Annotated in this window: 10 protein-coding genes; 9 read left to right on the forward strand and 1 reads right to left on the reverse strand. The window is 71.8% G+C overall.

All coding sequences use genetic code 11. The features are described from left to right. Positions 1–4: 4 nt before the first annotated feature. Positions 5–745 carry a peptidylprolyl isomerase gene (locus ACH0BZ_RS07060; RefSeq protein WP_406897303.1) on the reverse strand — a complete coding sequence of 247 codons (741 nt, stop codon included), beginning with the start codon at positions 743–745 and terminating at the stop codon, positions 5–7. Between the two features lie 130 nt (positions 746–875). Between ACH0BZ_RS07060 and ACH0BZ_RS07065 the strand changes: the two genes are divergently transcribed. The 9 genes from ACH0BZ_RS07065 to fadD32 all read left to right on the forward strand — a co-directional run bounded on the left by ACH0BZ_RS07065 (position 876) and on the right by fadD32 (position 13,531). Further along, a complete protein-coding gene (locus ACH0BZ_RS07065; RefSeq protein ID WP_406897304.1) occupies positions 876–2,882 on the forward strand; it encodes a glycosyltransferase in 2,007 nt (668 codons plus the stop codon). Next, positions 2,866–3,480, forward strand: a complete 615-nt coding sequence (locus tag ACH0BZ_RS07070; RefSeq protein ID WP_406897306.1) for a phosphatase PAP2 family protein — start codon at positions 2,866–2,868, stop codon at positions 3,478–3,480. Before ACH0BZ_RS07065 ends, ACH0BZ_RS07070 begins: the two co-directional genes overlap by 17 nt. Then, positions 3,477–4,499 (forward strand): decaprenyl-phosphate phosphoribosyltransferase, encoded by a 1,023-nt coding sequence (locus ACH0BZ_RS07075; RefSeq protein ID WP_406897308.1) that lies wholly within the window; start codon positions 3,477–3,479, stop codon positions 4,497–4,499. Before ACH0BZ_RS07070 ends, ACH0BZ_RS07075 begins: the two co-directional genes overlap by 4 nt. A 14-nt stretch (positions 4,500–4,513) precedes the next feature. Continuing rightward, positions 4,514–6,451, forward strand: a complete 1,938-nt coding sequence (gene zomB / locus ACH0BZ_RS07080) for a flagellar motor control protein ZomB (RefSeq protein ID WP_406897310.1) — start codon at positions 4,514–4,516, stop codon at positions 6,449–6,451. 196 nt (positions 6,452–6,647) lie between these two features. Next, the gene (locus tag ACH0BZ_RS07085) at positions 6,648–7,760 is read left to right on the forward strand and encodes an alpha/beta hydrolase (protein ID WP_406897312.1); all 1,113 of its coding nucleotides are present in this window, start codon (positions 6,648–6,650) and stop codon (positions 7,758–7,760) included. Between the two features lie 204 nt (positions 7,761–7,964). Then, positions 7,965–9,839: an alpha/beta hydrolase-fold protein gene (locus tag ACH0BZ_RS07090; RefSeq protein ID WP_406897313.1), complete on the forward strand. Its 1,875-nt coding sequence runs from the start codon at positions 7,965–7,967 to the stop codon at positions 9,837–9,839. Beyond that, a complete protein-coding gene (locus ACH0BZ_RS07095; protein WP_406897315.1) occupies positions 9,836–10,336 on the forward strand; it encodes a DUF732 domain-containing protein in 501 nt (166 codons plus the stop codon). Before ACH0BZ_RS07090 ends, ACH0BZ_RS07095 begins: the two co-directional genes overlap by 4 nt. A 135-nt stretch (positions 10,337–10,471) precedes the next feature. Beyond that, positions 10,472–11,431: a cutinase family protein gene (locus ACH0BZ_RS07100; protein ID WP_406897316.1), complete on the forward strand. Its 960-nt coding sequence runs from the start codon at positions 10,472–10,474 to the stop codon at positions 11,429–11,431. Positions 11,432–11,584: 153 nt separating this feature from the next. Further along, complete coding sequence (fadD32, locus tag ACH0BZ_RS07105; RefSeq protein WP_406897317.1) at positions 11,585–13,531, forward strand: long-chain-fatty-acid--AMP ligase FadD32; 1,947 nt, start codon at positions 11,585–11,587, stop codon at positions 13,529–13,531. The last annotated feature ends 39 nt before the right edge of the window (positions 13,532–13,570 follow it).

The raw sequence follows: 13,570 nt of genomic DNA on the forward strand, positions 1-13,570 counted from the left end.
GAGGTCAGCCCTCGACGATCTCGACCCGCTCGATGACGTGCGTGGTGCGCGGCGTGCCCTGGGGGCTGCCGTCGTCCTCGATCGCCGTGACGGCCTCCATGCCCTCGGTGACGGTGCCGAAGAGGCTGTACTGCGGGGGCAGCGAGACACCGGCGTCGCCGGTGACGATGAAGAACTGCGAGCCGTTGGTGTCGGGGCCGGCGTTGGCCATGGCCATGGAGCCGACCTCGTACGCGCCGTCCTCGGGGAGCTCGTCGGCGAACTCGTAGCCCGGGCCGCCGGCGCCGGTGCCCTGGGGGTCGCCTCCCTGGATCATGAAGCCGGGGATGACGCGGTGGAACGAGATGCCGTCGTAGTACTTGTTGCGGGCCAGAAAGACGAAGTTGTTGACGGTCTCGGGCGCGGCGTCCTCGAGCAGGTCCACGGTGACGACGCCGGCGTCGGTGGTGATGCGGGCCGTGTAGTCCACGCCCGGCTCGAGGCACATCGGCGGGGCCTCGGCGAAGACGGTGGCGCGCTCGGTCCTGCCCTCGACCGGCGGACACTCGAGCGAGCCCTCGACGGCCTCGGCGGTCGTCGGCGTGGCGGCCTCGTCGGCCGCGGTGGTCCCGGTGGCGGCCTGACCCGACTCGTCGGTGGAGTCGTCGGCGCCGCAGCCGGCCAGGGCCAGCGGGACGGCGAGGGCGAGCACCCCGAGGGTCGAGCGGAGGGTGGGGCGACGGAGGGCGGAGCCGGTGGTGGTCATGGCATGAGCCTAGGTGGGCCCCCGGCCCCGCGTGGTGATCAGGGGTGTCCCGACCCGCCGGGTACGATCGATCCGGCTTTCGACATGTACCGAGGGCGGCGCAGGCCGCCGGGAACGGGGACTCATCCATATGGAGCATCACGGCCACCACGAGCCGGACGACGAGGTCGGGCGCTCGGTCGCCGTCCTCGACTCGCCGCGTGGCCGGGAATGCCTCCAGCGCGTGATTCTGCCGCGGCCCGGCGAGCCGCTCGACGTGCGGTCCCTGTACCTGGTCGAGGCGCCCACCAATGCGCGCCGCGCCCACTCGGGCAGCCGCACCACGCTGAGCATCGGGGCCGACGCCGAGGTGTCCTTTGCCACCTACTTCAACGCGTTCGCCGCCGCGTACTGGCGCCGCTGGACGGTGTTGGAGTCGGTGGTCCTGCGGCTCACCCTCCGCGGTGCCGGCCGGGTGGACCTCTACCGTTCCAAGATCGACGGCTCGCGCATCGCGATCACCGGCGAGGTGGTGGGCGAGCCCGGCGCGGGCGGGGCCGACCTGGTGAGCACGGTGGAGATCGAGTGCGACCTCGGCCCGTTCGAGGACGGCGGCTGGATCTGGTTCGACCTCACCTCCGACACGGATGTGGAGCTGCTCGCGGCCGGCTGGTACTCGCCGATCGACGCGCCGGCCACGCGCCCCGACGCCAGCCCCGAGGGCCGCCCGGACCCCTCGCGGCAGGTGCCCAACGACCGCCGCGTCACCGTCGGCATCCCCACCTTCAACCGGCCCGGCGACGCGGTGGCCGCGCTGCGCGCGCTGACGAGCGACCCCGAGGTCGACGCGGTGATCGACGCCGTGCTCATGCCGGACCAGGGTGACCGCAAGGTCCGCGACGAGCCCGGCTTCGCCGAGGCCGAGGACCTGCTCGGTGGACGGCTACGGATCTTCGACCAGCCCAACCTCGGCGGCTCCGGCGGGTACAGCCGGATCATGTACGAGGCGCGACGCCTCACCGATGCGCCGTTCATCCTCTTCATGGACGACGACATCGAGATCGAACCCGACTCGATCCTCCGCGCGCTGGCGTTCGGGCGCTTCTCGACCGTCCCCATGCTCGTGGGCGGGCAGATGCTCAACCTCCAGGAGCGCAGCCATCTGCACACGATGGGCGAGGTCGTGGGCGCTCACGACTTCATGTGGACCTCGGCGCCGCATGCGGACTACGACTACGACTTCTCGCGCTACCCGCTCACGGACCGCGAGAACCCCAAGGAACTCCACCGCCGCATCGACGTGGACTACAACGGCTGGTGGATGTGCCTCATCCCGCGCGTGGTCGCGGAGAAGATCGGCCAGCCGCTGCCGCTGTTCATCAAGTGGGACGACGCCGAGTACGGGCTGCGCGCGCGGCGGGCCGGCCACCCCACCGTCACCATGCCGGGCGTGGCCATCTGGCACATGGCGTGGAGCGACAAGGACGACGCGATCGACTGGCAGGCGTACTTCCACCTGCGCAACCGCCTCGTGGTGGCCTCGCTCTACCACGACGGCGACCACAAGGGGATCATGAAGTCCAGCCTCAAGGCGCTGGTCAAGCACCTGGTCTGCCTCGAGTACTCGACGGTCGCCATCCAGATCGAGGCGATCCGCGACTTTCTCCGCGGCCCCGAGGCCCTCTACGAGCTGCTGCCCTCGGCGCTGCCGAAGGTGCGCACGATGCGGGCGGAGTACCCGGACGCCGTGGTGATCGGCTCCGCCGTCGAGCTGCCGGCGCCGTCCGGCGCGCCCGCCGGCGTGCACGTCGAGCCGAAGGGCCCGGTGCGCAAGGGCCTCGCCCTGGCCCGGGGCCTCGCCCACACCCTGACCAGGGACGACAAGGCCCACCACGAGGTGCCGCAGGCCAACTTCCCGCCGATCGAGGCTCGCTGGTACTCGCTGAGCCGGGTCGACGGGGCCACCGTCACCACCGCCGACGGCCGCGGCGTCGTCTACCGCAAGCGCGACCGGGACAAGGCGCGGGCCCTGCTCGCCGCGTCGCTCGACGCCCACCGTGAGCTCTACCGCCGGTTCCCCGAGATGCGGCGCCGCTACCGCGAGGCCCACGCCGGTCTCATCACGAAGGAGGCCTGGAGCCGTGTCTTCGAATCCTGAGTCGACGGGGCCGGCCGGCGCCCCGCAGCTGGAGATCCCCGTCCCCACCGGCGAGGTCCGGCTCCTGTCGGAGGTCCAGCGGCGGCTGCTCGCGGTCCCCGGGTCGCGGAAGGCCGCGGTCATGCTGAGCCACGTGGGCGAGCACGCGCTCGGCTGGATGGCGGTCGCGGCCGTCGGCATGGCGGCGGACCCGCCCCGCCGCGGCCGGTGGGCGATGGTCGGCGTGGGGACGTTCTCCGCGCACGCCGCCTCCGTGGTCCTCAAGCGTGTGGTTCGTCGTCGTCGCCCCGACCACCCCGCCGTGCGGGTGGGGGTGGGCACCCCCTCCACGCTCAGCTTCCCCTCCTCCCACGCCACCTCGACCTCCGCGTTCGCGCTGCTCGCGGGCGCGGTGAGCGGCGTGCCGGTCGCCCCAACGCTCGTCCCGGTGATGCTGGCCTCGCGGCTCACGCTGGGCGTCCACTACCCTTCTGACGTGCTCGCCGGTGCCGCCGTCGGTGCCGGCTGCGCGGCCGTCACCCGCGCCGCCTGGCCGAGCCCTGCCGTCCAGCGGATGTTGCCCGCCGCGCTCCGTGACACCCCCGAGGAGACCCGATGACCGATCAGACCGGACGCCCCGCCGCCCGGGCGGCGGGCGAGCACCAGCTCCTCGGCTCGGAGCCGCACACCGCGAACCTCATCGACCGCGCCGAGGAGGAGGCGGAGGCCCAGGGGGCCCCGCCCAAGAACGTCGTCGACGGCATGATCAAGGCGCTGCGTCCCAAGCAGTGGGTCAAGAACGTCCTCGTGGTGGCCGCGCCCGCCGCCGCCGGCACGCAGACGCTCACCGACACGACCGTTCTGTTCTCGGTCTTCATCGCCTTTGTGGCGTTCTGCCTCGCGGCTTCCAGCGTGTACCTCATCAACGACGCGATGGACGTCGAGGCCGACCGCGCGCACCCCACCAAGCGGTTCCGGCCCATCGCGGCGGGAGTCCTGCCGGTGCCCGTGGCGTACGGGATGGCGGTGGCGCTCATCGCGGCCGCCATCGCGCTCTCGCTGATCTTCACGCACCCCGCGCTCGCGATCGTCGTGGCCGTGTACATCGTGCTACAGCTCATGTACTGCTTCGGCCTCAAGCATCAGCCGGTACTCGACATCGCCTTTGTCTCCTCCGGCTTCCTCCTGCGCGCGGTGGCCGGCGGCGCCGCGGCCGAGGTCGAGATCTCGCAGTGGTTCCTACTCGTCATGGCGTTCGGCTCGCTCTTCATGGCGGCCGGCAAGCGCTACGCCGAACTGCGCCTGCACCTGGAGACCGGCGCCAAGATCCGTAAGGCGCTCGAGAGCTACACGCCCACCTACCTGCGCTTCGTGTGGACCCTCTCGGCCACCGTGCTCGTGCTCTGCTACGCCCTGTGGGCCTACCAGCGCGGCGAGGGTACCGACACGGCCATCTGGCTGCAGATCTCGATCGTGCCCTTCACCATCGCCGTGCTGCGTTACGCCGTCGACGTGGACGCCGCCCAGGCCGGCGAGCCCGAGGACATCGCGCTCGGCGACCGCGTCCTGCAGATCCTCGCGTTCCTGTGGGTGGCCACTGTGGTGATGGGCGTGTACGTCGTCCCGTCGCTGAGCTGACGCGGGGCGGAACCGTGTCGATCGCGGAGAGGACGGCGGGGCGGCGCCACGAGCTCGTCTTCTGGGGCGGGTTGGTCACGGCCGTCCTCACCTTCTTCGCCGGCGCGTGGGAGCGGCGGTGGATCGCCGACGACGGGCTCATCGTCCTGCGCACCGTGCGCAACCTCATCGCCGGCAACGGCCCGGTCTTCAACGCCGGCGAGCGGGTGGAGTCCAACACCTCCACCGTGTGGACCTATCTCATCTACTTCACACACGAGGCGGTCGGCTACCGCCTCGAACTGGTGGCGCTGGGGCTCGCGCTCACGCTGAGCATGCTCGCGGTGGCGTTCGCCATGCTCGGCACGCGCGTCATGTACCTCGGGACGCGGCGCGCACCGACCGGGCGTGCGCTGCTCCTGCTGCCGCTGGGGGTGTTCGTCTACGCCGTCCTGCCTCCGGCCCGCGACTTCGCCTCCTCCGGCCTGGAGACGGGACTGGTGATCGCCTGGATCGGCGCGATGTGGTGGGGCCTGCAGTTGTGGGCCCGGGCCGCGCACCGCGAGCACCGGTTGGGACTGCCCACCGTGGGCACCGCCGTGATCGCGTTCGTCGCCGGGTTGGGTCCACTCGTGCGGCCCGAGCTGGCCCTGGCCGCCGTGGTCTTCCTGGGTCTGCTCGCCGCCGCGCGGCAGTCGTGGCGGCACCTGGGGTGGCTCGTGGTGATCGCGGGCACCGTGCCGGTGGCCTACCAGCTCTGGCGGATGTCCTACTACGCGCTGCCGTACCCGCTCACCGCGGTGGCCAAGGACGCCGGCGGCTCCAAGTGGGACAAGGGTCTGGCGTACCTGTGGGACCTGCTCGCCCCGTACTCGCTCCTGCTGCCGCTCGTACTGGTCCTGGCCGCCGGGGTCGTCTCGCTGTGGGCAGGCGGCGGCCGGACGCCGGAGCGGTGGCGGCGGCCGGAATCCCTCGAGGACGTGCGCGGCCGCGTCCGGTCCACCCCCGTCGTCACCGCCGCCTTCCTGCTGGTCGCGGTGACCATGCTCATCTACGTGACCCGGGTGGGCGGCGACTTCATGCACGGCCGCGTGCTGTTGCCGTCGCTCTTCCTGTTTCTGCTGCCCGTCTCCGTGGTGCCGGTGCCGCTCGGACCCGCCCGCGGTGCGGACGACGCCCGGGTGCGCCGCGTCGCGGTGCCGGTGGTGGGGCTGGCCTGGCTCGTGGTGGTGGGCTGGGCGGTGACGGTCCACGTTGTCGAGGACCCGTTCCGGGAGGAACCGGAGGCGATCACCACCGCGGGGATCGTGGACGAGCGGCAGTTCTACATCCAGCGCACCGGGCGTCGGCACCCCCTGCTCGCCGAGGACTACCTGGACTTCCCGCGGATGCGGGCGCTGGTGCGGGAGGTCCGGCGCAACGAGACCGGCGCGGTGTTCCTCGCCGTTCCCGGCAACCAGGACCGGTGGGAGGTCGTCCCCTACGACCACCCGATGCCGGGCCTGGCCCCGTACGAGCTGCCGGCCGACCCGATCAAGACGGTGGTGTTCCTCAACCTGGGCATGACGAGCATGAACCTGCCGCTGGACGTGGACGTCTACGACACCGTGGGGCTGGCCTCGCCGCTGGCCGCGCACACCGACCGGATGGAGGACGGCCGGATCGGGCACGACAAGTTCCTGCCGTACGACTGGGTGCTGGCGCAGACCGGGGTCGTCGAGGACCCCGTCAACTTTCCACGGTGGGTCGACGTCAACTGGATCAACCAGGCGGAGACGGCGCTGCAGTGCCCGGCCACACAGGCGCTCATCGAGTCCTACGCGGGCCCGCTCACGGCGGAACTCCGCTGGTCCAACCTGGTGAACGCATTCTCATTCGCGGAGTACCGGATCAACAGAATCCCTGGCTACGAGGTGCAGCGCTGCGGGCTGCCCATGCCTGAGGAAGTGGAAAAGTATCAGGGCACTCGGTAGGGTTGCCCGTGCCGTTGTCTCGGAACGGTAACGGTCGAGCCCTGAATCGGTCTCGACATGTAACACCTGTCCCATAATGCGCGACAGTAGGCGTGTCGCGAGTTCCGGCCCTCCCCTGGTGGGGTCGGTCCGATGGACGTCACCGATGCCGGCGGGCACCCCCGCGGGCACCAGGAACGAACAAAGGAAACTACGAATGTCCCAGACCACTCTCCGGCGCCGCGTCGCGGCCGGGTTCACCGCCGTGGCCACCGCTGTCGGGCTGATGGCCGGCGCCCCCGGTGTCGCCTCCGCCCAGTCCGACCTGTCGGCGGGGAGCGGTTCGAACGAGCCGCCGCCGCAGGCCGCGCCGGCGATGGCGCCGGCGGCGGTGAACGAGAACCCGGTGGGTAACCGCGGGTGGATGCGTCCGGACTCGACCGGTCACTGCGACCCGGACCTCGGCGCGATGTCCTGGGTCCAGTTCTGTGACGTGTGGTCGCCGAGCATGAACCGCAACATCCGCGTGCAGGTCCAGCCCTCGAGCCACGGCGGCAACGGCGGCCTGTACCTGCTCGACGGACTCCGCGCCCGGGACGACTGGAACGCGTGGACCCGCGACGCCCAGGCGCACCGCAGCTTCCTCATGGACAACGTGACCCTGGTCATGCCGGTCGGCGGCCAGGTGTCCTTCTACTCCGACTGGGAGCGGCCCATCAACCTGGGTGGCAACCTCCTCGAGTACAAGTGGGAGACCTTCCTCACAAAGGAGCTCCCCGGCTACCTGCAGCAGCATTTCGGCGTCTCGCCCAACAACAACGCGATCGCCGGCCTGTCCATGGGCGGCTCCGCGGCGGCCACCCTCGCCGCCCACCACCGTGACCAGTTCAAGCAGGTCTCGGTGTTCTCCGGCTACATGAACCCCACCGCGCCGGGCATGTACTCCATGATCCCGCTCGCGATGTTCGACCAGTGCAAGTGTGACCCGTTCGCCATGTGGGGCCTGCCCGGCTCGCCCGCGTGGGGCTACAACGACCCGCTGCTCAACGTGAACCGCCTGCGGGACATCCCGATGTACCTCACCGCCGGGTCGGCCATCCCGGGTCAGTATGACCAGCCGTCCAGCCTGCAGGCAGTGTTCAACACGTTCAACGGCATCATCCTCGAGGGCCTGTCGCGCGGCTCGACCATCGCGTTCCAGAACGTGATCAACGCCGAGGCGAACCGGGCGACGTTCGAGTACCGCACCACCGGCATCCACGGCTGGGGCTACTGGAACGACGACCTCATCGCGGCCAAGCCGCAGATCCTCGGCGCGCTCCGCGGCTGACGGATCCGAGTCCACAGACGAATACGGCACTCCTCAGCGAGTCCTCACCCGTCACACCGGGGCCCCGCGCGTAGATTCGCGTGCGGGGCCCCGGTGTTTCGTTGCACCGTCGGGGCTCGCCGTGGGAGGGGAACCCACGGACGCACCGCATCCGCGGCCCCGGGCAGACCTGTCATCTCGCGCGGCAAGGAAGAGAACACACACATGGCGACCCCCAGCGCATTCGCGAGCCCCCGCACCCGGTGGGCTTCCCTCCTCGCGGCCCCACTCGTCGCCGGCATGGTGGGTTCCGGCCTCCTCGCCCCGCCGGCCGCCTCGGCCCAGAACGAGGGCGGGACGCAGTCGCAGGCCCAGTCCCGGTCCGAGGCGCCGTCCGGCGTCCGGCTGGACCGGGTCGAGTGGAAGACGGCCAACCGCGTGGCGCTGTGGGTGCAGTCGCCGGCGATGAAGAAGGCCGTCCAGGTGCAGCTCATGCTGCCGGCCGCGTGGAACGCCGAACCCGATCGCACCTACCCGTCGCTGCTCCTCCTCGACGGCCTGCGCGCCCGCGACGACGCGAGTGGCTGGACCCTCGAGACCCGCATCGACCAGTTCTTCGACGCCAAGAACGCGGTGATCGTCCTTCCCGTGGGCGGAGAGTCGAGCTTCTACACCGACTGGGAGTCCGACGCCAAGGGGGAGGCGTACCAGTGGGAGACGTTCCTCACGGACGAGTTGCCGCCGCTGCTCGAGCGCGACTGGAGGGTGGGAGACAAGCACGGCGTCGCCGGTCTGTCGATGGGCGGCACGGCCGCCATGATGCTGGCCCAGCGGCACCCCGAGCGCTACCGCTTCGCCGCCAGCTACTCGGGCTTCCTCGACACCACGAGCTTCGGCATGCCGGAGGCCATCAAGGTGGCCATGCAGGACGCCGGCGGCTACCCGGCCGAGTCGATGTGGGGCCCGCTGGGCTCGCAGCGCTGGCAGGACCAGGACCCCAAGCTCCACGCGGAGAAGATGCGCGGCCAGAGCGTCTACGTCTCGGCGGGCAGCGGCAACACCGGCCCGTGGGACCAGCCGTCCGGCCTGCCGGACATCCCGACCAATTTCCCGGGGTACGGCCTCGAGCTGCTCTCGCGGATGACCACCCAGACCTTCGTCAACAAGGCCCGCGGCGCGGGCGTGGAGGTCACCGCCAACTTCCGGCCGTCCGGCACCCACACGTGGCCGTACTGGCAGTTCGAGATGACCCAGGCGTGGCCGCAGTACGCCGCCGCGGTGGGCATCGAGAACGTGGAGCCCGCGTGCTCCGCCCGCGGCGAGATCGCCGCGCTCGCGGAGCGCCAGCCCGACCTCGGCCCGTGCCTCACGGACGAGTACGACGTGGCGGGCGGCAAGGCCACAGACTTCCGCTTCGGCCGGGTGTTCTGGTCGCCGCAGCACGGGGCGCATTCGGTGATCGGCTCGATCGGCGCCGCGTACCAGGCCGAGGGCGGTCCGGACGGCCCGCTCGGCCTGCCGACCTCCGACGAGACCCGCACGCCCGACGGCAAGGGCCGCTTCAACACCTTCGAGAACGGCGCCATCTACTGGTCGCCCACCACCGGCGCGCACGCGGTCCGCGGCGCGATCCGCGGCATGTGGCACGACCGCGGGGCCGAGGGTGGCGCGCTGGGCTACCCGACGACGGACGAGGTCACCAACCCCAACAAGCCGGGCGTGGTGCAGGGCTTCCAGGGCGGCACCGTGTACTGGTCCGAGAAGACCGGTCCCAAGCTCGTCAAGGGCGCCATCCTCGCCGCCTACAAGGAGGCCGGCGCAGAGAACTCGGCGCTCGGGTACCCGACCGGCGAGGAGGCACCCCTGGAGAAGGGCGGCGCGCTGACCCGCTTCGAGGGCGGGATCATCTACTGGTCGCCGCGCACCGGCGCGCACGTCGTCCCGCAGGGCCCGGTGTTCGAGGCCTGGGGCACCGAGGGCTACGAGCGGGGGCGGCTCGGCTACCCCAAGAGCGCGCTGCGCACCACCCCGGAAGGCCAGGTCATGGAGTTCGAGGGTGGCACGATCACGGTCGCCAACGGTCGGGCGGAGATCTCGTGACGCCCGGCGCACGGACCCGGGCGGTCGCCGCGGCCGCCGCGCTTGTCGTGGCCGGCGGCCTGCTCACCGCGTGCGGGGGTGGGGACTCGACGGTCTCGGGCACCCCGGACGCCGGGACGATGGCGCCGCCGCCCGGCACGGGCACGGACTCGCCCCGCGTCCCGGCCACCCGGGACGCCGGCCGCTACACCGAGGCCCCTGTACCGGTGGAGTCCGACGCTCCCGGCCTCACCGGCCCGGTCGTGGGGGCCCGGGAGCGCGGCTACCTGGCGGCGCTCAAGGACGAGGACATCGAGACCGACGAGATGTCCGACTCGCTGGTCGCCGCCGGCAACGCCATCTGCCGCGTCCGGACGACCGGTGGGGCGGCGGGGGAGACGACGATCATCGCCGACGCCGTGGCCGGTCAGATCGTGGCGGGTGGCTATTCGGACCGCGAGGTCGACGAGCTGTCGCGGGCGGTCGTGGAGGCCGCGGCCGGCCAGCTCTGCCCCTGACGGTCGGCACCGCGTCTGACGTCGTCTCCGTCACTCCCGGGCGCCGCGCGGAACCCGGCGGGCGCCCCGGGCGTTGGACCTGACGTCGGCGGCCCGCGGACACCGAGGGCGGGTGGCCGGAAAGGAGTGCGGATCGTGGCTCGACGCAACGGAGGTCGCCGCCTGGGCTGTTCCCTGGGCGCCCTGGCCCTGGTGGTCCTGCTGGTGCTGGGCATCGGCTGGTGGCTGGGCAACCGCGGGCTCACGCCCGGGCCCGGCGAGGGCCCGCTGCCGCTGCCGGGCGAGCCCGAGCTCTCGCAGCCCGCGGACTGCCCGGACGTCGAGCTGCTCGCCGTCCCCGGAACCTGGGAGAGCAGCCCGACCGACGACCCGCACGCGCCGTCGTTCCTGCCCAACGCCCTGCTGCGGACCATCACGGACCCGCTGGCCGAGAAATACGGCGACGACCGGCTCGAGGTCTTCACCGTCCCCTACGTGGCGCAGTTCCGGAACCCGCAGCGGCCGCAGGAGATCCCCTACGACCAGAGTCGCCACGAGGGCCTGGAGCGGGCACGGGCGGAGCTCGCCGCCACGCACGACCACTGCCCGCACACCTCCTACGTCCTGCTGGGCTTCTCGCAGGGCGCGGTGATCGCCGGCGACCTCACCAACGAGATCGGCACCGGCAACGGTCCGGTCCCCGCGGACCTCGTGCGGGGCAGCGTCCTCATCGCGGACGGCCGCCGCCAGCCCGGCGTGGGCGTCTCGCCGGGCCTGTCCCCCGGCAACGGCCAGGGCATGGAGATCTCGCTGCAGCCCGTCACCGGCATCACCGAGCTCATCGCCGGCGCCACCATGACGGGCCCGCGCCCCGGCGGCTTCGGAGAGCTGCAGGACCGGACCGCCCAGATCTGCGACTCGCGCGACCTCATCTGCAACGCCCCGCTCAACGTGGTGGACGGCGCGGCCCGGTTCCAGGAATTCCTCGCCAACAACGCGATCCACGCCCAGTACGCCACCAACCCGGACGTCATCGAGGGCACCACCGTGCCGGACTGGACGCTCGGTCACATCTCCGAACTCGTCGACGCGGCGCCGGAGATCGCGCACAACTGAACCCGCGCGCGACGCGCCGACCGCATATCTCAATTCGATTTCGAAAGTGCTGTGGTGCACGCTGTAGGATCGACCGAGCGTGTCGTCAGCGCACCCGGGAGGACCGAGGTCGGCGACGTCGACCAACCAGTCATCGGTACGGAACGGAGCACCGTGGAGTTCGAGCAGTACCACGACGCCGGCGGGGCGATTGTGATCCCCGATCACACGACCCTCGTCGACTTCGTCGAAGGCCATGTTTCCGCCGCGCGTCAGGACCCGACGTCGGACAGTCTCGTCTACCGCTACATCGACTACTCGTCCTCCCGCCAGGGCGCGGTGCACGAGCTCACGTGGACCCGCTTCGGCGACCGCCTGCACGCCATCGCCGCGCGGCTGCAGCAGGTGGCCGAGCCGGGCGACCGGGTGGCGATCCTCGCCCCACAGGGCCTCGACTACATCGTGTCGTTCTTCGCCGCGATCCACGCCGGGCTCATCGCCGTGCCGCTGTTCGACCCGGACGAGCCGGGCCACCACGACCGCCTCCACGCGGTGCTCGGGGACTGCACGCCGTCGGTCATCCTCACCTCCACGAACTCGGCGGCCGGCGTGCGGACGCTGTTCCGCCAGCTGCCGGCCCGCGAGCGGCCGCGCACCGTCGCCGTCGACGCCATCCCGGACGAGCTCGCGTCGGGCTGGCAGCGGCCGACGCTCACCGCCGACGACATCGCGTACCTGCAGTACACCTCCGGCTCGACCCGCGTCCCCGCGGGCGTGGAGATCACGCACCGCAACGTCGTCACCAACGTCATGCAGCTCTTCGACGGCCTGGGACTGTCCCGCGAGTCCCGCGGCGTGACCTGGCTGCCGCTCTTCCACGACATGGGCCTGCTCACCGTCATCCTCCCGGCGATGGGCGGCGCCACCATCACCGTGATGAGCCCCCGCGCCTTCGTGCAGCGGCCCGGCCGGTGGGTCGGAGAGCTCGCCGCGGTGCGCAGCGGCGACGGCGTCTTCGCCGCCGCCCCCAACTTCGCCTTCGAGCACGCCGCCCGCCGCGGCCTGCCCCGCGACGGCGAGACCCTGGACCTCTCGGGCGTCACGTCCATCATCAACGGCTCCGAGCCCGTCACCCCGGCCTCGATGCGCGCCTTCAACGAGGCGTTCGCCCCGTACGGGCTGGCGCCGACCGTCATCAAGCCGTCGTACGGCATGGCCGAGGCCACCCTCTTCGTCTCGTCGCCGCGTAAGGACGACGAGGCGATCGTCATCCACGTGGACCGCACCGCCCTCGGCGAGGGCCGCATGGAGGTCCTGACGCCCGAGCAGGTCGAGGGCAACGAGGACGCCATCCCGCAGGTCGCGTGCGGCTACGTCTCGCCGAGCCAGTGGGCGGCGATCGTGGAGCCCGGGATCGACGAGGCGACCGGCGAGCACGACGGCCGGGGCCGCGAGCTGCCCGAGGGCCGGGTCGGCGAGATCTGGCTCCACGGCACCAACATCGGCCGCGCCTACTGGGGCCGTGAGGACGAGTCGCGCGCGACGTTCGGCAACGTGCTCGACGAGCGCCTGCCGGAGGGCTCCAAGACGGTCCGCGAGTTCGGAACCGTGCCCGAGGACGCGCGCTGGCTGCGCACCGGCGACTACGGGGCCTACGTGGACGGCCAGCTCTACATCACGGGCCGCGTCAAGGACCTCGTGATCGTCGCCGGCCGCAACCACTACCCGCAGGACCTGGAGAACACCGCCCAGGACGCCTCGGCCTCGCTACGTCCCGGCTTCGTGGCCGCGTTCTCCGTCCCGGCCAACCAGCTGCCCCCGGAGGCCCGACACGGCGCCGAGATCGCCGCCGACGACTCCTCCGAGACGCTTGTCGTGGTGGGGGAGCGCGCCCCCGGTGCGGGTAAGGCCGACCCGGCGCCGATCGCGGACGCCGTGCGGACGGCCATCTCGGCGCGGCACGGGGTCACGGTCCAGGACGTGCTGCTCGTGCCGGCGGGGTCGATCCCGCGGACGTCGAGCGGCAAGATCGCCCGACGGGCGTGCAAGGCGGCGTATGTGGACGGCAGCCTGCGGGGCGGCTACCAGCAGACCGCCTTCCCGGACGCGCCCGCGGATTAGCGCGCGGCCTGCGGGCCGACACCGGAGAGTAGGGGTGCG

Source organism: Dietzia sp. 179-F 9C3 NHS, from assembly GCF_045369825.1.
Lineage (GTDB): Bacteria > Actinomycetota > Actinomycetes > Mycobacteriales > Mycobacteriaceae > Dietzia.

Coding starts and splice junctions, on each gene's coding strand:
- ACH0BZ_RS07090 (WP_406897313.1), top strand. CDS start 7,965: ATGGCGACCCCCAGCGCATTCGCGAGCCCCCGCACCCGGTGGGCTTCC.
- ACH0BZ_RS07085 (WP_406897312.1), top strand. CDS start 6,648: ATGTCCCAGACCACTCTCCGGCGCCGCGTCGCGGCCGGGTTCACCGCC.
- ACH0BZ_RS07060 (WP_406897303.1), bottom strand. CDS start 745: ATGACCACCACCGGCTCCGCCCTCCGTCGCCCCACCCTCCGCTCGACC.
- ACH0BZ_RS07065 (WP_406897304.1), top strand. CDS start 876: ATGGAGCATCACGGCCACCACGAGCCGGACGACGAGGTCGGGCGCTCG.
- ACH0BZ_RS07075 (WP_406897308.1), top strand. CDS start 3,477: ATGACCGATCAGACCGGACGCCCCGCCGCCCGGGCGGCGGGCGAGCAC.